General features: G+C 57.9%; 20 protein-coding genes. 8 read left to right on the top strand and 12 right to left on the bottom strand.

All coding sequences use genetic code 11. The features are described 5' to 3' along the window. Nucleotides 1-675: 675 nt before the first annotated feature. From glpD to glpK, 3 genes are all read right to left on the bottom strand, one after another. Complete coding sequence (glpD, locus tag BMY73_RS24840) at nucleotides 676-2,214, bottom strand: glycerol-3-phosphate dehydrogenase (protein WP_092410443.1); 1,539 nt, start codon at nucleotides 2,212-2,214, stop codon at nucleotides 676-678. A gap of 248 nt (nucleotides 2,215-2,462) precedes the next feature. Next, nucleotides 2,463-3,218, bottom strand: a complete 756-nt coding sequence (locus BMY73_RS24835) for a DeoR/GlpR family transcriptional regulator (protein WP_062388016.1) — start codon at nucleotides 3,216-3,218, stop codon at nucleotides 2,463-2,465. Nucleotides 3,219-3,580: 362 nt separating this feature from the next. Beyond that, nucleotides 3,581-5,086, bottom strand: coding sequence for a glycerol kinase GlpK (gene glpK / locus BMY73_RS24830; RefSeq protein WP_062388109.1), 1,506 nt, complete (start codon nucleotides 5,084-5,086; stop codon nucleotides 3,581-3,583). Between the two features lie 282 nt (nucleotides 5,087-5,368). Here glpK and ybaK point away from each other — a divergent pair, with 282 nt between their 5' ends. Both ybaK and BMY73_RS24820 read left to right on the top strand, forming a co-directional pair. Next, a complete protein-coding gene (ybaK, locus tag BMY73_RS24825; RefSeq protein WP_062388013.1) occupies nucleotides 5,369-5,839 on the top strand; it encodes a Cys-tRNA(Pro) deacylase in 471 nt (156 codons plus the stop codon). A gap of 102 nt (nucleotides 5,840-5,941) precedes the next feature. Continuing rightward, nucleotides 5,942-6,730 (top strand): PhzF family phenazine biosynthesis protein, encoded by a 789-nt coding sequence (locus tag BMY73_RS24820; protein WP_062388010.1) that lies wholly within the window; start codon nucleotides 5,942-5,944, stop codon nucleotides 6,728-6,730. 149 nt (nucleotides 6,731-6,879) lie between these two features. Here BMY73_RS24820 and BMY73_RS24815 read toward each other — a convergent pair whose 3' ends face one another. Beyond that, nucleotides 6,880-7,959 (bottom strand): ABC transporter ATP-binding protein, encoded by a 1,080-nt coding sequence (locus BMY73_RS24815; RefSeq protein ID WP_175500242.1) that lies wholly within the window; start codon nucleotides 7,957-7,959, stop codon nucleotides 6,880-6,882. Continuing rightward, nucleotides 7,956-8,876: an ornithine carbamoyltransferase gene (gene argF / locus BMY73_RS24810; protein WP_062388003.1), complete on the bottom strand. Its 921-nt coding sequence runs from the start codon at nucleotides 8,874-8,876 to the stop codon at nucleotides 7,956-7,958. The genes BMY73_RS24815 and argF overlap by 4 nt, the downstream gene beginning before the upstream one ends. A 449-nt stretch (nucleotides 8,877-9,325) precedes the next feature. Here argF and BMY73_RS24805 point away from each other — a divergent pair, with 449 nt between their 5' ends. From BMY73_RS24805 to grxD, 3 genes are all read left to right on the top strand, one after another. Beyond that, nucleotides 9,326-9,628 (top strand): hypothetical protein, encoded by a 303-nt coding sequence (locus BMY73_RS24805; protein ID WP_062387999.1) that lies wholly within the window; start codon nucleotides 9,326-9,328, stop codon nucleotides 9,626-9,628. A gap of 161 nt (nucleotides 9,629-9,789) precedes the next feature. Further along, on the top strand, nucleotides 9,790-11,898 hold the full coding sequence (locus BMY73_RS24800) for a molybdopterin oxidoreductase family protein (RefSeq protein WP_092410439.1): 2,109 nt from the start codon (nucleotides 9,790-9,792) through the stop codon (nucleotides 11,896-11,898). 116 nt (nucleotides 11,899-12,014) lie between these two features. Then, the gene (gene grxD, locus BMY73_RS24795) at nucleotides 12,015-12,344 is read left to right on the top strand and encodes a Grx4 family monothiol glutaredoxin (protein WP_092410437.1); all 330 of its coding nucleotides are present in this window, start codon (nucleotides 12,015-12,017) and stop codon (nucleotides 12,342-12,344) included. Between the two features lie 346 nt (nucleotides 12,345-12,690). Here grxD and bfr read toward each other — a convergent pair whose 3' ends face one another. From bfr to pyrC, 4 genes are all read right to left on the bottom strand, one after another. Next, complete coding sequence (gene bfr, locus BMY73_RS24790) at nucleotides 12,691-13,167, bottom strand: bacterioferritin (RefSeq protein ID WP_062387988.1); 477 nt, start codon at nucleotides 13,165-13,167, stop codon at nucleotides 12,691-12,693. A 200-nt stretch (nucleotides 13,168-13,367) separates the two neighbouring features. Next, complete coding sequence (locus BMY73_RS24785) at nucleotides 13,368-13,586, bottom strand: bacterioferritin-associated ferredoxin (protein WP_092410435.1); 219 nt, start codon at nucleotides 13,584-13,586, stop codon at nucleotides 13,368-13,370. A gap of 177 nt (nucleotides 13,587-13,763) precedes the next feature. Beyond that, nucleotides 13,764-14,441 (bottom strand): ribonuclease T, encoded by a 678-nt coding sequence (gene rnt / locus BMY73_RS24780; protein WP_062387983.1) that lies wholly within the window; start codon nucleotides 14,439-14,441, stop codon nucleotides 13,764-13,766. Then, on the bottom strand, nucleotides 14,438-15,484 hold the full coding sequence (pyrC, locus tag BMY73_RS24775; RefSeq protein WP_062387980.1) for a dihydroorotase: 1,047 nt from the start codon (nucleotides 15,482-15,484) through the stop codon (nucleotides 14,438-14,440). Before pyrC ends, rnt begins: the two co-directional genes overlap by 4 nt. A 148-nt stretch (nucleotides 15,485-15,632) precedes the next feature. Here pyrC and BMY73_RS24770 point away from each other — a divergent pair, with 148 nt between their 5' ends. Both BMY73_RS24770 and BMY73_RS24765 read left to right on the top strand, forming a co-directional pair. After that, nucleotides 15,633-16,616, top strand: coding sequence for a flagellar protein MotY (locus BMY73_RS24770; RefSeq protein WP_092410433.1), 984 nt, complete (start codon nucleotides 15,633-15,635; stop codon nucleotides 16,614-16,616). A 128-nt stretch (nucleotides 16,617-16,744) separates the two neighbouring features. After that, nucleotides 16,745-17,962: an argininosuccinate synthase gene (locus BMY73_RS24765; RefSeq protein ID WP_092410431.1), complete on the top strand. Its 1,218-nt coding sequence runs from the start codon at nucleotides 16,745-16,747 to the stop codon at nucleotides 17,960-17,962. A gap of 113 nt (nucleotides 17,963-18,075) precedes the next feature. Here BMY73_RS24765 and BMY73_RS24760 read toward each other — a convergent pair whose 3' ends face one another. Then, nucleotides 18,076-18,633 (bottom strand): hypothetical protein, encoded by a 558-nt coding sequence (locus BMY73_RS24760; protein WP_256571373.1) that lies wholly within the window; start codon nucleotides 18,631-18,633, stop codon nucleotides 18,076-18,078. A gap of 1,145 nt (nucleotides 18,634-19,778) precedes the next feature. Between BMY73_RS24760 and BMY73_RS24755 the strand changes: the two genes are divergently transcribed. Continuing rightward, nucleotides 19,779-20,405, top strand: a complete 627-nt coding sequence (locus BMY73_RS24755) for a response regulator transcription factor (protein WP_092410429.1) — start codon at nucleotides 19,779-19,781, stop codon at nucleotides 20,403-20,405. 134 nt (nucleotides 20,406-20,539) lie between these two features. Here BMY73_RS24755 and BMY73_RS24750 read toward each other — a convergent pair whose 3' ends face one another. Both BMY73_RS24750 and nth read right to left on the bottom strand, forming a co-directional pair. Next, nucleotides 20,540-20,722 (bottom strand): PA3496 family putative envelope integrity protein, encoded by a 183-nt coding sequence (locus BMY73_RS24750; protein WP_062387963.1) that lies wholly within the window; start codon nucleotides 20,720-20,722, stop codon nucleotides 20,540-20,542. Nucleotides 20,723-20,828: 106 nt separating this feature from the next. Further along, on the bottom strand, nucleotides 20,829-21,467 hold the full coding sequence (gene nth / locus BMY73_RS24745) for an endonuclease III (protein WP_062387960.1): 639 nt from the start codon (nucleotides 21,465-21,467) through the stop codon (nucleotides 20,829-20,831). Between the last annotated feature and the right edge of the window lie 2 nt (nucleotides 21,468-21,469).

Raw genomic sequence — 21,469 nt, 5'->3', positions numbered from 1 at the left:
GCCGAATCACCTTTCCGCCCCTCCGGCGGGTCACTTTTGAAAAGGCACCAAAAGTAACCAAAAGTGCCCGGCTCCTGGTTGGGCCCTCGTTCCTCGGGTACCCGCACTCCGACGACGCTCCGTGGGCCCGCGCCGAACGGGCATCCATGCCCTGACGGCGCTCTCGCGGCATCCATGCCGCTCGGCCCACTGCGCGTCGTCTGCGTTTGGCCTGCACCCAAGTCGCGATTTGTGGTGTCTGGACTGTCGCGCATATGAACAGCTCGGGCTGGAGCTAACGCTCATCGCATTCTTGGGGCGTGCATCCATTTCCCGCACACCTCTCTCTTGTAGGAGCGTGGCTTGTCCCGCGATCTGCCGGGGACCGGCAGCAAGACCTGTGCATGCGGTGTATCAGGTACAACCGAGTCGTCTGATTTTGCTGCCGCTGCGCGCCAGATCGCGGGCGCGCTCCTACACTTTGCAGGCAGAAGCCTCCAGGGAGACTGCGCATGTGACGTGAGAAAGACAGTTGTTACGCGCTGCGGGCAGAAACAAGGTTCTGCCTGACATCATCTGCGCACAGGGCAGAATCGGAATTTAGGAGGCGGCAGGGCTTTTGATTCTGGCCGCAGGCCGTGGGAGCGGGCAAGCTCGCTCCCACAGAGGCACTGCGGTGCAAAGAGGGTGGGGGATTCAGGCGGCTTCGATAGCACCTTTATTACGCGCCAATTTGTCGAGGTACGCCTGTACGTTCTGCTGTTCCTGCGCCGTGGTGAACAGACCCAGCTTGGTCCGGCGCCAGAGAATGTCTTCGGCTTTGGTCGCCCATTCTTCGCTGCACAGGTAGTCCACTTCGCGGCTGTAGAGGCCACCACCCAAATATTCGCCCATGTCCGCGACGCCTTGGACGCCTTCGACGATCCGCCAGCTGCGCGAGCCGTAGGTGATTGCCCAGCGGTTGGCGATGTCTGCGCTCAGCCAGTTGCAGCGCTGTTGCAGCTCAGCAGCCAAAGCAGCCGGTGTGGTCATGTTCTCGCCGCCAGGCAGACTCGCCTTGGCCGTCCAACTCGGCTTCATTTGGGGGAAAAACGGCGCCAGTTGCTGCATCGCCGATTCGGCCAGTTTTCGGTAGGTCGTCAGTTTGCCGCCGAAGACCGACAGGATCGGCGCTTCATCGGCGCTGCCCGACAACGACAACGTGTAGTCACGAGTGATGGCCGACGGGTTGTCCGATTCGTCGTTGCAAAGCGGGCGCACACCCGAATAGGTGCGGATGATGTCGTCGCGGCTGAGCTGCTTCTTGAAGTGTTCGTTGACGATCTTCAGCAGGTAATCAGTCTCGCCTTCGGTAATCGCCACTTTCGCAGGATCGCCGGTGTATTCGCGGTCGGTGGTACCGATGATGGTGAAGCGTTCCAGGTATGGAATGGCGAAAACGATTCGCTGGTCTTCGTTCTGCAGAATGAACGCGTTTTCGCCTTCATACAGTTTCGGCACGATCAGATGGCTGCCTTGAATCAGGCGGATGCCGTACTGCGACTCCAGTTTGAGGTCTTCGCGAATGAACTTGGCAACCCACGGGCCGGCCGCGTTGACCAGTGCCTTCGCGCGGATCGAAAACAGGCTGCCGTCGGCACGCTCCATGTTCAGGTGCCACAGTCCGCCGCTACGGCGAGCGCTCAGGCAGCGCGTCTGAGTGTGAATGTGCGCACCTTTTTCGCGGGCCGCCATGGCATTGAGCACGACCAGACGCGCATCGTCGACCCAGCAATCCGAATATTCGAAACCGCGCGTGATCGAGCTGTTGAGAGGACTGTCTGCGCCGAAACGAAGGTTTTTGGAGGCGGGGAGTTTTTCACGTTTACCCAGGTGGTCGTACAGAAACAACCCTGCCCGAATCATCCACGCGGGACGCAGATGAGGACGGTGGGGGAGTACGAAACGCATCGGCTTGACGATGTGTGGCGCTTTTTCCAGTAACACTTCACGTTCGGCCAGCGCTTCGCGCACGAGACGGAACTCATAATGTTCGAGATAGCGCAGGCCACCGTGGATCAGCTTGCTGCTGGCTGACGAGGTGTGGCTGGCCAAGTCGTCCTTTTCGCAAAGGAACACCGAAAGACCACGTCCCGATGCGTCTGCCGCGATCCCGACACCGTTGATGCCACCGCCAATCACGGCAATGTCATAAACCTCGGAAAGGGGCGCAGTGGGCAAGCTGGAATGGGCCATCGGGGCCTCCTGTCTGAATTCGATCACGCCTGGATGCAGAGCATTCACGAAAGGCGAATTCGAACATTTATGTTCATTTTCGAAAATAGTAACGCAATAACGAGCACCCGACCACTCGGTATTGATTGAAAATACTGATCAGAAGGAGGGGAAAGGAACAAAAGCGAACATGAAGAGGTTCGGACCGCGCTATAGCGCGGTTCGTTTTTGAGTCTGCGCTCAGGGCAGATCCAGGTGTGATCCGCTGCTTAAACCACTTCCAGCCGAATCTTGTTTTGCGTCAGTAATTGCGCCAATGCCGGGACCGGCGCCTGATCGGTCACCAGGCAGTCGATTAGGGTGATCGGGCCCAGACGGACCATGGCGTTGCGACCGAACTTGCTGGAGTCGGCCGCCAGAATCACTTGGCGCGCATTGGCAATGATCGCCTGAGAAACGCGCACTTCCTGATAGTCGAAGTCCAGCAGGCTACCGTCTTCGTCGATCCCGCTGATCCCGACCAACGCGAAGTCGACTTTGAACTGTGTGATGAAATCCACGCTCGCCTGACCCACCACGCCGCCGTCGCGACGCACGTTGCCACCGGCCAGCAGCACTTCGAAATCGTCTTTGCCACTGAGGATCGACGCCACGTGAAGATTGTTGGTGATGATCTTCAGATGGTTATGGTTGAGCAGCGCGCGCGCAATCGATTCGGTCGTGGTGCCGATGTTGATGAACAGCGAGGCGTGATCGGGGATCTGCGCGGCAATGGCCTCGGCGATGCGCTGCTTCTCATCACGCATCTGGTCGGCACGCATGGCGTACGCGGTGTTCTCGATGCTGGAGTCGTAGGCGGCGCCCCCATGGTAGCGGCGCAACAGGTTCATTTCCGCCAGCTGGTTGATGTCGCGTCGAATGGTTTGTGGCGTCACGACGAACAAATGGGCCATTTCCTCAATGCTGACGTAGCCGCGCTCACGGACCAGCTCGAGGATCTGCTGTTGACGGGGTGGCAGATTCATTTTTTTTCCTTCGGGCAAGGGCGCCCATGATGCCGCAGGCAGCCATTACCTGTCAGCCGGAAAAATCTCGGGGCAGTCAATCCTGTGGGAGCGAGCATGCTCGCGAAGATACCCGGACAGGCGGCGACATTCAGGTTGGCTGGAACGACGCGGACGCTGTGGAAGACGTCCGAGGTTACGAGGGTATGGGCCGCAATTCGGACGAATGCGGTGGGTCATTCGCTGTTGATGATGCTGACCCACCGCGTTCGTCGGAATGCCGTCCAGACCAGGCTCACTCCCACAGGTCTGAGGGCTGGACACAGGTCTGTGCATCAACCCGGTCGCGAGCAAGCCAGCACAGGTCAATGATGGTGTATGGGTTACTCCGCCTCTTCGTGCGGCTCCCAGTCGCGGGTGCGGTCTACGGCCTTGCGCCAGCCCGCGTACAGCTTTTCCTTTTCGGCATCGTCACACTGCGGTTCGAACTTGCGCTCGATGACCGCTTTGTCCTTCAACTCGTCCAGACCGCTCCAGAAACCGATGGCCAGGCCCGCCAGATAGGCCGCACCCAACGCGGTGGTCTCACGCATTTTCGGACGTTCCACCGACGTGCCGAGGATGTCCGCCTGGAACTGCATCAGGAAGTTGTTCGCCACCGCGCCACCGTCCACGCGCAAGGCTTTCAGGGGTTCGGCTGCGTCTTGCTGCATCGCGTCGAGTACATCGCGGGTTTGATAAGCGATGGATTCCAGCGCCGCACGAATGATGTGATCGACCTTCACGCCGCGGGTCAGGCCGAACAAGGCGCCGCGTGCGTAAGGGTCCCAATAGGGCGCACCCAGGCCGGTAAACGCGGGAACCAGGTACACGCCATTGCTGTTTTTCACCTTGGTCGCGAAGTACTCGGTGTCCATCGAGTCATTGACGATTTTCAGCTCGTCTCGCAGCCACTGCACGGTCGAGCCGCCATTGAAGACCGCGCCTTCCAGCGCGTAAGCCACTTCGCCGCGCGGGCCGCAGCCGATGGTGGTGAGCAAGCCGTGGTTGGATTTGACGGCTTTCTTGCCGGTGTTCATCAGCAGGAAACAGCCGGTACCGTAGGTGTTTTTCGCCTGGCCCGGCTCCACACACATCTGGCCGAACAACGCCGATTGCTGGTCGCCGGCGATGCCCGCGATAGCGATGCCGCTTTTGCTGTGACCGTAGACTTCGGAGGAGGATTTGACCTCGGGCAGCATTTCCCGGGGAACGTCCAGCACGTCCAGCATCCGCTGATCCCACTCCAGGGTGTGGATGTTGAACATCATGGTGCGCGAGGCATTGGTGTAGTCAGTGACATGAACCTTGCCGCCGGTGAATTTCCAGATCAGCCAGCTATCGACCGTGCCGAATAACAGTTCGCCACGGCGCGCGCGCTCACGGCTGCCTTCGACGTGATCGAGAATCCACTTCAGTTTGCTGCCGGAAAAGTACGGGTCGATCACCAGACCCGTGGTGTCTTTGATGTAGTCCTCAAGCCCATCGCGCTTGAGCTGCTGGCAGATCTCGGTGCTGCGTCGGCATTGCCAGACCACCGCGTTGTAAATAGGTCGGCCGGTGTCCTTTTCCCATACCACCGTGGTTTCACGCTGGTTGGTGATGCCGATGGCGGCGATCTGGTTGTGATGCAGGTTGGCCTGGGCCAGAACCTTGGTCATGCAGGCCGTCTGGGTCGCGAAGATTTCCATCGGGTCATGTTCGACCCAGCCAGGTTGCGGGTAATGCTGAACGAACTCGCTCTGGGCCGTGCTCACCACGTTGGCATCGCGGTCGAAGATGATGGCCCGAGAACTGGTCGTACCTTGATCGAGGGCGATGATGTAATTTTTGTTGTCGTTGTCGGTCATGTCGGTGGCCTGGTGATAAAGCGGGTATCCGGGAACTGCCATCAGTTTACGTGTGAATCCGCATTCCATGCGCGAGTGGCAGTGCTGGTGATGGCTGAATATTCGTATTCGAAAAAATATAGACGTAAACGAACCTTGTCAAAGGTCGAAAGCGAACCGGCTTGGGTTTTACACGTACTCGGATTGTCGGGCGCGCGTTCCTATCTGGATAAGGCGTTTCGATGGCGGATGGCCTAAAGTAATGGCACCTAACAAGAACCTCCCGGTCGTCTGGAGTGCTGCATGACCCCCGCATTGGATTTACTGAAAAAAGTTCGCGCCGAACACCGAATACACAGTTACGAGCATGACCCCAAAGCGGCTTCTTATGGTCTGGAAGCCGCAGAGAAACTGAATCTGCAACCCGCTCAAGTGTTCAAGACACTCTTGGCAAGCACGGAGAAGGGGGAGCTGCTGGTGGCGGTCGTCCCGGTGGCGGGCTCGCTGGATCTCAAGGCGCTGGCCCATGCCGCAGGTGCCAAGAAAGCGGAAATGGCTGACCCTGCCGCGGCACAGCGTGCCACCGGTTATTTGCTGGGTGGCATCAGCCCGCTGGGGCAGAAAAAAAGGCTGCGTACGTTCATCGATGAAACCGCTCAACCGTTCGCGACTATTTTTGTCAGCGCGGGTCGACGTGGGCTTGAAGTCGAGCTGTCGGCTGCGGTACTGGCACAACACACCCATGCCACATTCGCCCAGATAGGCCGTGAATGATCCACAGGCTGGTCAGAAACGGCTTAAGCCTTTTCATGCAGTGACCCTTTGCAGCGACCAGGGTACGGCGCTGCCAGACATCAACGATCGGGGACGCCTTCCATGCAGCTTGAATTTCATCAGGTCGATGCTTTCAGCGATCGATTGTTCGCGGGCAATCCTGCGATGGTCTATCGCCTCGACGCCTGGCTGTCGGATGAGCTGATGCAGCACATTGCGACCGAACACAATCTGTCGGAAACCGCCTTCGTGGTGCGTGAAGCCCAAGGCTGGCATATCCGCTGGTTCACACCGACCAGCGAAGTGCCGCTGTGCGGGCATGCGACGCTGGCCAGCGCCCACGTCCTGTTTGAGGTTTACGGCGAAACGGCTGACACCATCGACTTCGTGGGCAAGTCAGGCCCACTGAGTGTGACGCGAGAAAACGGGCGCCTGCTGCTGGATTTCCCGGCGATGCCTCCCAGTGAGGTGGGCGTGACGGTGGACGTTGAGCGTGCGCTGGGAGTCGATATCGTTGATGTGCTCGGGGCTGCAGAGTTGCTGGTGGTACTGGAGTCCGAGCAGGCGGTTCGCGAATGCAAGCCTGATTTCGCCGCGATTGCCCGGCTGCCCTGGCCCGGTGTGATCGTCACTGCCAAGGGTGATGGCGAACGCTACGACTTCGTGTCCCGGTATTTCGCCCCGGCAATCGGCATCCCGGAAGATCCGGTGACCGGCGCGACACATTGCAGCCTGATTCCCTATTGGTCAGCCCGGTTGAACAAGTTCAGCCTGACGGCCTATCAATGTTCGGCGCGCGGCGGGGAACTGTTTTGCCGCCTGGAAGGCGATCGGGTGAAGATCGGCGGATACGCCGCACTGGTGGCAAGCGGAACCCTGAGGCTTGGGTGACGGGCATTCCTCGCCAAGACACACAACCTCTGGCAGTGCGCTCGCTCACGGCGCCGTATCCCAGACGATGCGGCGGATGGACCGGCCTCTTCGTGAGCAAGCTCACTCCCACAGGGATGGCATTCTCATCAAGCAATTGGAGGGAGCGCTCAGCCCGTCAGATCCTGATGCACGGGAACACTGCCGGCTGCCGGGAACAACACCAGATGCTCGGCCGCTACCCGAATGCCGACTTCGTCCCCGGCGCGAAAATCCGCGTGGCTCGGGAACAGGGCTTCCAGCAACGTGCCGGTCGGCAGTTGCAAGCGATATAACGTGGCTGCGCCCTGAAAGGTCTTGCTTGCCACCCGGGCTTTCAACGCGCTGTCCGGGGCATGCACGATATCGTCGGGACGCAACAGCACATCCGTCGGCGTGCCACGTACGCCTCGGTAAGCGCGGTTGCCGCGCAACACACCCAATTCTGTCTGTACGGACTCGCTGTCGATCAACTGACCCCGAATGAAATAGCCCTGACCGACGAAGCTTGCGACGTACGGCGTAGCGGGTTCGTGATAGAGGTTGTAAGGCGTGTCCCACTGCTCCAGCCGGCCCTCCTTGAACACCCCTACGTGATCGCTGACCGCGAAGGCTTCTTCCTGATCATGCGTGACCAGGATTGCGCTGGTGCCGCGCGTTTTGAGGATGTCGCGGACCTCATGGCTCAAGCGCCGACGCAGCTCGCCATCGAGGTTGGAGAACGGCTCGTCGAGTAGTAGCAACTGCGGCTCAGGCGCCAGGGCGCGGGCCAGGGCGACGCGTTGCTGTTGTCCCCCGGAAAGCTCGTGAGGGTGACGGTCACCCAGCGATCCCAGATTGACCAATTCCAGCATTTCGCTGACAACGTGGTTCAGTCTCGGGTGATTGCGAATGCCAAACGCGATGTTGTCGGCAACGGTCAGGTGGGGGAACAGCGCATAATCCTGAAACACCATGCCAATCCGGCGTTTTTCCGGAGCAAGGGTAAACCCGGCCTTCGAGATGAGGTCCCCGGCCAGCACGATCTCGCCCTCATGCACCGGTTCGAAGCCGGCAATGGCACGCAGTGTCGTGGTTTTGCCACAGCCCGAGGCGCCCAGCAGGCAACCGATGTCGCCCGCGTTGAGGTGCAGATTCAGGTTCTGCACCACCCGCTGATCTTGGTAGCCACAGGCGAGGTTGCTCAGTTTCAGCAGCATTGAATCACTCACGCCGGTTGATAGGCGGGGGCGACGAGAAACTCCAGCAGCGCCTTCTGCGCATGCAGGCGGTTTTCAGCCTGATCCCACGCGACGGAACGCACGTCATCGAGCAGGTCCTCACTGATTTCCTCACCGCGGTGGGCCGGCAGACAGTGCATGAACAGGACGTCCTCGGCGGCCATGTCCAGCAAGGCGCGGGTAACCTGGAACGGTTTGAAGAGGGCGATCCGTTTGGCGGTTTCTTCTTCCTGACCCATGGAGGTCCAGACGTCCGTACTGATCAGGTGCGCGCCTTTGACCGCTTCACGCGGGTCTCGGGTCAGCGTAACGCGATCTCCGGCCAGCGCCATGAACTGCGCGTTGGGTTCATAACCTTCAGGGCAGGCGACACGTAGCTTGAAGTCAAACTGGATGGCCGCTTCTATATAACTGTTGCACATGTTGTTGCCGTCACCGATCCAGGCAACAGTCTTGCCTTTGATCGAGCCGCGGTGCTCCAGAAAGGTTTGCATGTCCGCGAGCAGTTGGCAGGGGTGCAGGTCGTCCGACAGGCCGTTGATGACAGGCACGCGGGAATTGGCGGCGAACTCCGTGAGATTGCTGTGCGCGAAGGTACGGATCATGACCGCATCGACCATGCGCGACATCACGCGTGCACCATCGGCAATCGGCTCTCCTCGACCCAACTGGGTGTCACGAGGCGACAGAAAAATTGCCTGACCGCCCAGTTGAATCATGCCAGCTTCGAACGAAACACGGGTCCGAGTCGAAGATTTCTCGAAGATCATCGCCAGCACACGGCCTCTGAGCGGCTCGAAGAGCACGCCTCGATTTCGCAGGTCCTTCAGCTCAATGCCGCGACGAATCAGGCCGACGAGCTCATCTGGCGTGTAATCCATCATCGAGAGAAAGTGCCTTGCGCTCATCATTAACTACCTTGTCTGCAACAGACCGCAGATCCTCAAAGCCGGGTTTTATCGGGAAAACGGGCGAGACCTGCGGCGAAAGCCGCACGGGGCGACGAATAGGGAAGGCGCGAGGGTATAAGAAAATGTCGCCTCGTGCCAAGGGCCTGGAGGCGGGAAACTGCTCCTCAGACGTTCGGTCGCCTGAAAGCGGCGCCCTGAGTGCGCTTTTCATGTAACGAAGTGCTACATTTGCTGATGTGCAGAGGCACTTCGCCATCTTTTTCTGTCAGGATAGCCGGCGGTTTACACCGTCGTGTTGCGCGGCGGTCATTACTGCCGTTTCTGTAACAGTTTCAAATGGCCGTGGAGCCTTATGCGACATGCTTCACGCCGCGGAAACCCGGACGTTTCCTAATCCACTGGCGTGGGTTATAAAGGCCGCTTATGTCCTCCAAAAGGGGTGGGGAATGGATTCAAAAGAGAAACAACTGACGGAACTGCTCGGGCTCACGGCTCGCACTCTTACGCACCTCACTGCTTCCATGACATCCATGTCGTTCGAGCTGATGCGCAGTGAAGACGAGGTGACGCGTTCAGCAGGGCGTCGGATGATCGACCGTATGGCGACCATCAGTGCTGGCCTGGATGACCACTGGCGTTTGATCGGCGAGCTCACCGGTGTGCAGGTGTCACAGGAGCAGGTCGAAACCGTTCACGAGATTCAGATGCAGCGCAAGGTGGTCACGCCTATTGGCGGTTCCGCTTCCTGAGTCCCTTGCGGGTGTGCCCCTCTTTTCGCTCAGGTGAGCTATCGGCTCGCCTGATGCTGTCCGATTCACGGCGCTGACGTTTCTGGCGAAGTGCCGTGCCAGGCTCCATAGTTTTGTTTCCGCGATCAGGCTGATCGCCATACAAAAATATGAGACTGGCGATGACCAAGACTCTCCACCACCGTGCCTGTCACCTGTGTGAGGCCATCTGCGGCCTGACCATCGAAACCACACGCGACGACGACGCGTCGGTGCGTATCAGTTCGATCAAGGGCGATGCGCTAGACACCTTCAGTCGGGGGCATATCTGTCCCAAAGCGGTGGCGCTGCAAGACATCCAGAACGATCCCGATCGTCTGCGTCAGCCCATGCGCCGTATTGGCGATCATTGGCAGCCCATTGAGTGGGAAGCGGCTTTCGCACTGGTCGCCGAACGTCTCCATGACATTCAGCAGCGCCACGGCCAGAACGCCGTTGCGGTGTATCAAGGTAATCCCAGCGTGCATAACTATGGGCTGATGACCCACAGCAACTACTTCCTCGGTTTGCTCAAGACCCGCAATCGATTTTCAGCGACGTCGGTCGACCAATTGCCGCATCACCTGACCAGCTACCTCATGTACGGCCACGGCTTGCTGCTGCCCATCGCCGACATCGACCACACCGACTTCATGCTGATCCTTGGCGGCAATCCGCTCGCGTCCAATGGCAGCATCATGACCGTGCCTGATGTCGAGAAACGCCTGAAAGCCATTCAGGCGCGCGGGGGCAAGGTGGTGGTGGTCGATCCACGTCGTAGCGAGACTGCCGCCATCGCCGACCAACATATGTTCATCCGCCCCGGCGGCGATGCGGCGCTGTTGTTTGGGCTGCTGCACACGTTGTTTGCCGAAGGCCTGACGCGGGAGAGCCACTTGTTGGTGGATGGCCTGGAAGATGTGCGCTCTGCGGTTGCACATATGGATGCCGACGCCATGAGCCTTCGTTGCGGAATCCCGGCCGAGCAGATCCGACAGCTGGCCAGGGACTTTGCCGGCGCCAATCGTGCGGTCTGTTATGGGCGCATGGGGATTTCCACTCAGGCGTTCGGTACGGTTTGTCATTGGCTGGTGCAACTGATCAACCTGGTCACGGGCAACCTCGACCGTGTGGGCGGTGCCTTGTGTACTGAGCCTGCTCTGGATCTGGTCGCCTCCACCTCCGGTGGCGGGTTCAACCGGTGGCAGAGTCGCGTATCCGGATTGCCGGAGTACGGCGGTGAACTGCCGGTCTCGGCCCTGGCGGAAGAGATGTTGACCGAGGGCGAAGGGCAGGTGAGGGGGTTGATTACGGTGGCCGGTAACCCGGTGTTGTCGACGCCCAACGGTCGTCGGCTCGATCAGGCGCTAGAGGGGCTGGAGTTCATGGTGAGTGTCGATCTCTACATCAATGAAACGACGCGCCATGCCGACCTGATCCTGCCCTCGACGTCCGCGCTGGAGAACGATCATTACGACACCACGTTCAACCTGTTTGCGGTGCGTAACGTCACGCGTTTCAACCGCGCCATTCTCGCCAAACCCGAGGGCGCGCTGCACGACTGGGAGATTTTCGTTGGACTGGCCAAGGCCTTCGCCGCGAAAACCGGGCGGTCGCTGAAACCGACGGTTCCGCCGGCAGATATGGTGAATCGCGGTTTGCGTGCAGGACTCTACGGAGATGCATCGGACTTCAAGTTGTCGTTGGAAACGCTCTACGATCATCCCCACGGCCTGGACCTTGGCGCGCTGAAACCTAACCTGGCAGCCCGGCTACGGACCGCGAACCAGCGGATCCAGGCGGCACCGGAGGTGATCCTTGCCGACCTCGTTCGCTTCGCCACGCTGCCCGTGCCGCAAAGTGGGGAGTTGTTGTTGATTGGACGGCGCCATGTGCGCAGCAACAACTCCTGGATGCATAACTATCACCGTCTGGTCAAAGGCAAGCCGCGGCATCAGTTACTGATGAACCCGCAAGACCTGACCAGCCGAGGTTTGAGCGACGGACAAAGAGTTCGCGTGAGTTCGCGGGTGGGGATGATTGAAGTGGAGGTGATGGGCAGCACCGATATGATGCCGGGTGTCGTGAGCCTGCCGCATGGTTGGGGGCATAGACGTCCGGGCGTGAAAATGGACATCGCCCATGATCAACCGGGGGAGAGCGCCAACGACCTGACCGACGAACGGCAGATGGACGCGGTGTCCGGCAATGCGGCGCTTAACGGGGTACCGGTGACTGTCGCGGCGGCATGACGCTCATCATATTTGTCGGGTCGATGAAAGCCAAGACCGAGCGTTACGCTAGGGATTCCGTTACAATGCGCCACCGTGTCGACTCATACCGTCGTAAAGTTAAGCCGAGGTGCTCCATGGATATCATCGAAACGATCAAAGACCAGATTGCCAAAAACACCGTTCTGCTTTACATGAAAGGCGCTCCGAATGCCCCGCAATGCGGCTTCTCGGCCAAGGCGTCTCAGGCATTGATGGCGTGTGGCGAAAAGTTCGCGTACGTCGATATCCTGCAGAACCCTGAAATCCGCGCCAACCTGCCGAAGTATGCCAACTGGCCGACCTTCCCACAGTTGTGGGTAGACGGTGAACTGGTGGGCGGTAGCGATATCATCGTTGAGATGCACGCCAATGGTGAGTTGCAGAAGCTGGTCAAGGAAGCGGTTGAGAGGAATACTACTGCTTGATTCAGTCTGGTATTCGAAAAGCCCCGCCTGGTGTTGAGTCAGGTGGGGCTTTTTTTGGTTTTTTGTTGGCACGGATGATTGAGTGAGCGTCCGCTTTTGATCGTTCCCACGCTCCGCGTGGTAACGCCGTGATTGACGCTCTGCGTCAACGTGGACGCGGAGCGTCTTGGCAGGCATTCCCACGCGGAGCGTTGGAACGATCGTAAGTGATCCTCTATAAGCTGTAAGAGCGGAACCCTGAGTAGCCGTTACCGCAGAAACGGATACACACCCAACCCCAACCCCAATAAAAAGCCCCACCTGACTCAACACCAGGCGGGGCTTTTGTTTGGGGCAAAACCCGAAATCAGTCTTCTTCGCCCATCTGCGATTGCAGGTAATTCTCGATGCCGACTTTGTCGATCAGACCCAGTTGCGTCTCCAGCCAGTCAATGTGTTCTTCTTCCGACTCAAGGATGTCTTCGAGCATCTCACGGCTACCGAAGTCACCGACGGTCTCGCAATGCGCAATCGCCGCTTTCAGGTCTGCGTGACCTTTGCGCTCGATCTTCAGGTCGCACTCCAGCATTTCCTTGGTGTGCTCGCCGATCAGGATCTTGCCCAGATCCTGCAGGTTCGGCAGGCCTTCCAGGAAGAGGATACGCTTGATGAGCTTGTCAGCGTGCTTCATCTCATCAATGGATTCTTTGTATTCGTGCTTGCCCAGTTTATTCAGACCCCAATCCTCATACATGCGGGCATGCAGGAAATACTGGTTGATCGCGACCAGCTCGTTTCCGAGGATCTTGTTGAGATGCTGGATGACGGTGATGTCGCCTTTCATGATCGAGGTCCTGTCGAAGATGTTTATCTATAAAGCGCAAGTTTGAGCCTCCCATAAACACCTGTCAAACCTAAGTTGTTGAATAATAAATGAAAATAAATAGAAATAAGAATGTTTGTGTTCCGCATCTTTTCGCTAACCGTTTGAATTACAGGCATAAAAAACCGGACACAGGGTCCGGTTCTTTGAAATCTGTTGAATCAGGCGGCAGAAAATTCTGCGGGATAGGCAAGCGCGGCCTGTGTCGTTTGCAGCTCGGTCAGGGTTTCACGCACCACTTCCTTCGCCAAGCAGGCACATTTCCCGCATTTGCTGGCGACACCCAAGGTCTCGCGCACCTCACGATAGCTGCAGCATCCCTCCATGATTGCTTCGCGGATTTGTCCGTCGGTAACACCTTGGCAGAGGCAGACATACATATAAGAAGACCGTCGCTGAGTGATTGGCTCAATGCCCCGGATACTAATGTTAATGAGAATGCTTGTCAAAACTACTTCATGTGCTTCGGGACTACGGCCGATGAGTGGTTGGCGTCCAGCCTCTGTCGGGCGTAAAAAAAAACCGGCCGATTGGCCGGTTTTGACAGTGCGTGAACTTCAATCGTCGAAGTCGTGCCAGCCGCCCATTTCCTTCCAGCGGTTGACGATGCCGCAGAACAGCTCGGCGGTTTTCTCAGTGTCGTAACGAGCCGAATGGGCCTCGCGACCGTCGAAGTCGATGTCAGCGGACTGACAGGCCTTTGCGAGGACAGTCTGTCCGTAAGCAAGCCCGGCGAGTGTCGCCGTATCGAAGCTGGAAAACGGGTGGAAGGGGTTGCGCTTCATGTCCAGCCGCGCGACCGCAGCGTTAAGGAAGCCCAGGTCGAAACTGGCGTTGTGGCCAACCAGGATCGCCCGCTTGCAGCCATTGGCCTTCAGCGCCTTGCGTACGCCACGGAAAATATCGGTCAGCGCGGTTTCTTCGCTCACGGCCATGCGCAATGGGTGATCGAGCTTGATGCCGGTGAACTCCAGGGCTGCGGCTTCGATGTTGGCGCCTTCGAACGGCTCGACGCGGAAGAAATAGGTGTGCTCGGGAAACACAAAGCCTTTGTCGTCCATGCCAATGGTGGTCGCGGCAATTTCCAGCAGTGCGTCGGTGGCCGAGTTGAAACCGCCGGTTTCTACATCGACAACGACGGGCAGGTAGCCGCGAAAACGGGCCGCCATCGGATGCCTGGAGCCTGTTCCGCCGCCAGAGCCTTCCTGTTCGTCGTCGTAATGGTCTTCACTCACGTGTGTTCCTCCAGCAGGCGCCAGCGCAGTGTCTCACCGGCGCGCAGCGGGATAACGGACAGCTCGCCGAAAGGCAGGCTGGTCGGGGCGGTCCATTCTTCACGAACCAGGGTAATGGTGTCGGTGTTCGCTGGCAGGCCGTAGAACGCCGGGCCATTGCGACTGGCGAAGCCTTCCAGTTTGTCCAGCGCATTGCGCTGTTCGAACGCTTCGGCATACAGCTCGATCGCGGCATACGCGGTGTAGCAGCCGGCACAGCCGCAAGCGGCTTCCTTGGCGTGCTGCGCGTGAGGCGCCGAGTCCGTGCCCAGGAAGAACTTGCTGCTGCCGCTGGTGGCGGCATCCAGCAACGCGACCTGATGCGTGTTGCGCTTCAGGATTGGCAGGCAATAGAAGTGTGGTCGTATGCCGCCAACCAGCATGTGGTTGCGGTTGTACAGCAAGTGATGCGCGGTGATGGTCGCGCCAACGTTGGCCGAAGCTTCATTGACGAATTGCACCGCGTCGGCCGTGGTGATGTGCTCGAACACCACTTTAAGCGTCGGAAAGCGCTCGACCACGCGACGCATGTGTTCATCGATGAAGATTTTTTCGCGGTCGAAGACGTCGATGTCGCCACGTGTCACTTCGCCGTGAATCAGCAGCGGCATACCCACCTCTGCCATCGCTTCGAGCACCGGGAGAATCTTGTCGATGCTGGTCACGCCAGAGTCAGAGTTGGTGGTTGCACCTGCCGGGTACAGCTTGGCGGCGTGGACAAAGCCACAGGCCTTGGCGGCACGGATGTCTTCAGGCTGGGTCAGATCGGTGAGATAAAGCACCATCAATGGCTCAAAGCGGCTGCCGGCAGGGCGCGCGGCGAGGATGCGCTGGCGATACGCATCCGCTTGTTCTGCGTTGCGTACCGGCGGTACGAGGTTCGGCATGATGATGGCGCGGCTAAAGGTGCGCGCAACGTCAGCGACGGTATGGGGCAAAACAGCGCCATCGCGAAGATGGATATGCCAGTCGTCGGGGCGCAGGAGGGTCAGGCGGTCGGACATTGGGAATTCCAGGCGGGTCAAACTCGCTGGGAATGCTACCGGAAAAGACTCCTCCAGGCACTCGCTATCAAGTTTTGTAGGAAGTAACCGATAGACACGTGTAAGCGATAAATTTTGTAACGCGGTGAATTTTTTTGTGGAGCCTTCCGTGCGCCAGCGATATCTAGCCCTGCTCAGCGTGTTTGCCAGCCTGCCGGCCATGGCTCTCACTTTCCAGACCCGTCTGGAGAATATTGAGTGGAAGGTAGAAGGCGATCAATTCGAGTGCCGTCTGAGCCAGCCGATCACTGATTTCGGCGTGGGCGAATTCGTGCGCCCGGCGGGTGAACAAGCGACTTTCCGACTGAAGGCTTCCGGCTACAGCCTCGCCTCCGGCTCGGCAACGCTGATTGCCGCTGCCGCGCCCTGGCAGCCTGGCCGAGGTGATCTCAATCTCGGTGCGGTAAAAGTCGGCCATGGGGACATTCCGTTCAATACCAGTCAGGCCCAGGCCGGTCGGCTGATCGCAGGTTTGATGGAAGGGCGCAGTCCGGTGATTCGCCATGTCCTGCGTGATGGCGGGGCGATGGAAGTGCGCTTGCTGCCGGTCAAGTTCAGCCATGCGTACGCCGATTTCCAGGCGTGCACTGCCAAATTGCTCCCCATGAACTTCCAGCAGGTGCGACAGACCGAGATCGGTTTTCCCGGGGGCGGCATCGACCTCGATGCACAAGCCAGACGCCGGCTCGATACCGTGCTGGCTTATATGAAGGCCGATCCTTCAGTCAACCGCGTCGAGCTGGACGGGCATTCGGACAACAGCGGCAATCGTCTGACCAACCGTGACCTGTCGCGCCGTCGCGCGCTGGCCGTCATGGACTACTTGAAGGCCCAGGGCGTACCGGAAGAGCAGATCACCGTGCGTTTCCATGGCGAGCAGTACCCGCTGGTGCCCAATACCAGTAATGCCAATCGCGCGCGCAATCGCCGTGTGAATATCCACCTGGAGCGTGTCGCCGAACAGAAACCTGCGGTGGCCCCGACCGCCGCGCCCGCGCCCGCGCCGGCTGCGCCACCCGCCGCTGTCCCGCCTGCGACCTCCGCCCCGGCTCCTACGGCCGCATCCGGCACATCGGCCGCCAAAACCTCCTGAGGCGCTGTAATCGTCGTGTGTTCGACAGATTTTGTCGCTTCGTCGTCAGAAGCTGTCGCGAGACTGTAATTCCACGGGTTTGAACGGTAGAATCAGCGGTTTTCCGTACAACGCGTTGGAGTGATGGCATGGCGGACGTTAACAAGGTAGTTCTCGCGTATTCCGGTGGCCTGGATACTTCGGTAATCCTCAAGTGGCTGCAGGATACGTACAACTGCGAAGTGGTGACCTTTACGGCTGACCTGGGTCAGGGTGAAGAAGTCGAGCCTGCACGCGCCAAGGCGCAAGCCATGGGCGTGAAAGAAATTTACATCGACGATCTGCGCGAAGAGTTCGTGCGCGATTTCGTGTTCCCGATATTCCGCGCCAACACCGTCTATGAAGGTGAGTACCTGCTGGGTACGTCCATCGCTCGTCCGCTGATCGCCAAGCGCCTGATCGAAATCGCCAACGAAACCGGCGCCGACGCCATTTCTCATGGCGCCACCGGCAAGGGTAACGACCAGGTGCGTTTCGAACTGGGTGCCTACGCGCTCAAGCCTGGCGTAAAAGTGATTGCACCCTGGCGTGAATGGGATTTGCTGTCCCGCGAGAAACTGATGGATTACGCCGAGAAGCACGCGATCCCGATCGAGCGTCACGGCAAGAAGAAGTCGCCCTACTCGATGGACGCCAACCTGCTGCACATCTCGTACGAGGGCGGCGTGCTGGAAGACACCTGGACCGAGCACGAAGAAGACATGTGGCGCTGGACCGTCTCTCCGGAGAAGGCACCTGACCAGGCTCAGTACCTCGAATTGACCTACCGCAACGGTGACATCGTCGCGCTGGACGGTGTCGAGATGACCCCGGCCACCGTCCTGGCTACCTTGAACCGCATCGGTGGCGAACACGGCATCGGCCGTCTGGACATCGTCGAAAACCGCTACGTCGGCATGAAGTCCCGCGGCTGCTACGAGACCCCGGGTGGCACCATCATGCTCAAGGCGCACCGCGCCATCGAGTCGATCACCCTGGATCGCGAAGTGGCGCACCTCAAAGACGAGTTGATGCCCAAGTACGCCAGCCTCATCTACACCGGTTACTGGTGGAGCCCTGAGCGCCTGATGCTGCAGCAGATGATCGACGCATCTCAAGCTCACGTGAATGGGGTCGTTCGCCTGAAACTGTACAAAGGCAACGTGATCGTCACCGGTCGCAAGTCCGACGATTCGCTGTTCGATGCCAATATCGCGACCTTCGAAGAAGACGGCGGCGCTTACAACCAGGCTGACGCGGCTGGCTTCATCAAGCTCAATGCACTGCGCATGCGCATTGCCGCGAACAAGAACCGCAAGTTGTTCTGATCGCAGTCAATTGACCAGGTGCAACCCCGCCCGGGGTTGCGCCGTTTTCAGATTATGCTATCGCTCAGGCCGCTCAGGTCTCCCCGAATCATTCCCGCCGTGCGTGATGACCGCTATTTCTCGGGCTCCGGTAGATCGGAAGAAAGATCTGCGGCGGTGTCGATTTTTGCCGGACTCTTGAATTCGAAGCGATACGCCTTACCGATATTCCAGACATCCCGCACACTAAGATCAAGCAACTGTGCGATTTCCTGCGCCGTATAACCCAGTGACGAATAGTGCATGGCATGGCCGGCGACAGTGTCGTCTATCACGCCCGTCTCACGGCTGCGCGCGGGCCGTGATCTTACCGGTCGGCTGTAGAGGATTTTCAGGCCATGTTCGTTCGCCAGTCGCTTGATCTCCTTGCGGTTCATCCGTAACGAATATTGGAGCGCCGAAACACCTGCCCCCTTCGCTACCAATCCTTTCAGTTGTTCGAGCTTGGCTTTCATCTGCGCTTCTGGATCCATCTCCTGGGCAATTTTTGTCGTCTCGCAGGCCATTTCGCCCGACTCACCTTCCGGGACCACATTAATGACACCGCCCTGGGCTACGTATTGCTCTACCGCTTCAGCTATTTTCAGAGGTTCGGAGGGGGTCGCTGAAAAGACTCCTTTCTTTTTAGTCATGGTTTATTCCTTTGAACAGGTTGATATAGACGGCCTTACAGCGGGCCGGCGTCCGTCATCAACTTTCTTCAAGGCTGGACACGCTTTTCCGAGTCGGCCGAACCCTGCTCGCGCTTGAAGTACAGGCAAGGAAACAGAAAGGTGATAAAGGGCAAAGTTATTCGGTTAAAGCAGCCTGTGAATGTCGGTAGTTGTCGATAACCGAAAGATCGTTTGCAGAAAAAAGTAACGACTGGAAATAGGTTTGGCAAGTAAAAAATCAAATTGCGGGAGTTTGAATCTTGATAATTCTTAGAGTCTTACAAGCGCTATTTTGGTTGTCTGTTAGTTGTGTAGTATTTTTCTGGTTTGCCGGAAGTTCACTGGATTTACATGGAAGGATGGTGTTACGTGGGCCTCGGAAGAGCTATAGCAATAAAATGTTAATTAAGCGCGAAATATTTGTACAGCGTGTAAATGCTTTTTTACTGCCCGTCGCATGGCTGCTAGCGAGGGCGGCGGAAGCCCCGTCGTTGCGTGTCTGGGGCCCAGCTCTCGGAGCGATCCGATCATCGTGTAGTCCATTTCCCTAAATAAATATGTATGAAGAAAAGCATTTTCAGATGTGTAATTTTTCAACACGACGGATGAACATCCGGGCTGGAAGGCAGCTGCAATATTTTATGGATGTTGTCGACTCGCATGTTCTGTGGATGCGCTTATCCTGTCAGTCAAGGGCCCTGATTCGTACAGTGGCTTTCAGATCATCGCGCCAGGCGCAGCGGCAGGACAGAAGAGGAGGTTTGGCGATGGGCTGCGATGAACGCAGGGGAATTACCGCGGAGCGTTCAATCCCGCTTTCAGGTGGATGGACGGGCTGCGCGGCGCGTCGCAATGGTGAGGTTGAGGGCTGTGATACTCGGGTCTGTTACAGCGGTATTTTCCTGACTCTTTTTTTCATTCTGAAGGCCCCCCATTTGGGAAGCAAAATATATGAATAGCCTCCGAGAGAGGATGGATCAGTCAGGTTTTGTAGGATCTTTCTGTTGCTTAAGTAGGAAAGGTCTTTGCCTGCTAGTCCGAAGGGAGGAGCGCCATGCAAAGCACTAAACGACTAAGCTATTGTGCGGGCTCTGAAAATTCGAACAGAAAAAAATGGACTGCTCATGAATAAAGTGTTGATCGTGGATGATCACCCTGTCATTCGGCTCGCTGTACGGATGTTAATGGAGCGTCATGGCTACGAAGTCATCGCCGAGACGGACAACGGCGTGGACGCCCTGCAACTGGCACGCGAGCATTTACCTGACATCGTCATACTGGACATCGGAATCCCCAAGCTCGACGGCCTGGAGGTCATCGCTCGTTTGACGGCGATGACGCTGCCTTTCAGGGTGCTGATCCTGACGTCTCAGGCGCCTGGACATTTTTCAATGCGTTGCATGCAGGCGGGTGCTGCGGGATATGTCTGCAAACAGCAAGACCTCACGGAATTGCTGAGCGCTATCAAGGCGGTGTTGTCCGGTTACAGTTACTTTCCGAATCAGGCGCTGCACACGGTGCGTTCGAGTCTCGGTAACGCCAGCGAGGCCGAGATGGTGGATCGTCTGTCAGGGCGAGAGATGATGGTCCTGCAGCAGTTGGCGCGGGGCAAAACCAATAAGGAAATTGCAGATGGAATGTTTCTGAGTAACAAAACGGTCAGTACCTACAAAACGCGCCTGTTGCTTAAGCTCAACGCGCATTCTTTGGTAGACCTCATTGAACTGGCCCAACGTAATGGGCTGGTGTAACAAAAGGAGCCCAGGCTCGAAACAGGTGTCAGCGATATCGCGACACGACAGGCAGCATCCATGAATTTTTGCCGGCAGGCTAAAGCCTCTCACGTACACGAGAGGCTTTTAACAGCATCTTTCTTCGGGGCGTGTCAGAAGTCAAAATCGTAATCGGCCAACTGCTTCTGGAGTCGACGCTCTTCCAGCAGGTTGTCAATGGTTCGCCGCTTACTGAGGTTGGTTTTTGCGGTTTCTACCGGTACTTGGGCGGCGTCGTCGGAATCCCCGGAGACGAAGTCGTCCTCTACGTCCATTTGCTCTTTGCCAGTGCTCATAAAGTTGACTCCAGGCTTAGACTGTCATTGGCGCACCTTATAGCGACAAACCCGGACCGGGTAAAAAAGATTTTTTCAATCGATCAAGCGTCAAAAACGCTATTGCTCAATCGTCGGATGTCTTTGCCTTGTATTCGCACAGGTCTTCGATCCTGCAACTGCCACAACGAGGCTTGCGTGCCACGCAGACATAACGGCCATGCAGGATCAGCCAGTGATGGGCGTCGAGAAGGTAATCCTTTGGCACGAACTTCATCAGCTTGTTTTCCACTTCGATGACGTTCTTGCCCGGGGCGATTCCAGTGCGGTTACTTACCCTGAAAATATGCGTGTCCACGGCCATCGCCAACTGCCGGAATGCGGTATTGAGCACGACGTTAGCGGTCTTGCGACCTACGCCCGGTAGAGCTTCCAGCGCTTCTCGGGTTTGCGGTACTTCGCCACCATGCAGTTCCAGCAGCATACGACACGTTTCGATGACGTTCTTTGCCTTGCTGTTGTACAAGCCGATGGTCTTGATGTAGCTGGACAGCCCGTCGACACCCAGGTCGTAGATCGCCTGTGGGGTGTTGGCGACCGGATACAGTCTGGCCGTCGCCTTGTTCACGCTGACGTCCGTGGCTTGCGCGGAAAGGATCACAGCGATCAACAGTTCGAACGGCGAGCTGTAGGACAGTTCCGTCTTGGGATCGGGATTGTCTTCGTGGAGGCGACGAAATATTTCCAGACGTTTTGCTGCGTTCATGA

This window comes from Pseudomonas sp. NFACC02 (genome assembly GCF_900110765.1).
GTDB lineage: Bacteria > Pseudomonadota > Gammaproteobacteria > Pseudomonadales > Pseudomonadaceae > Aquipseudomonas.
The sequence above is the reverse complement of the archived record's forward strand: the minus strand, read 5'-3'. Positions and strand labels throughout refer to the sequence as shown.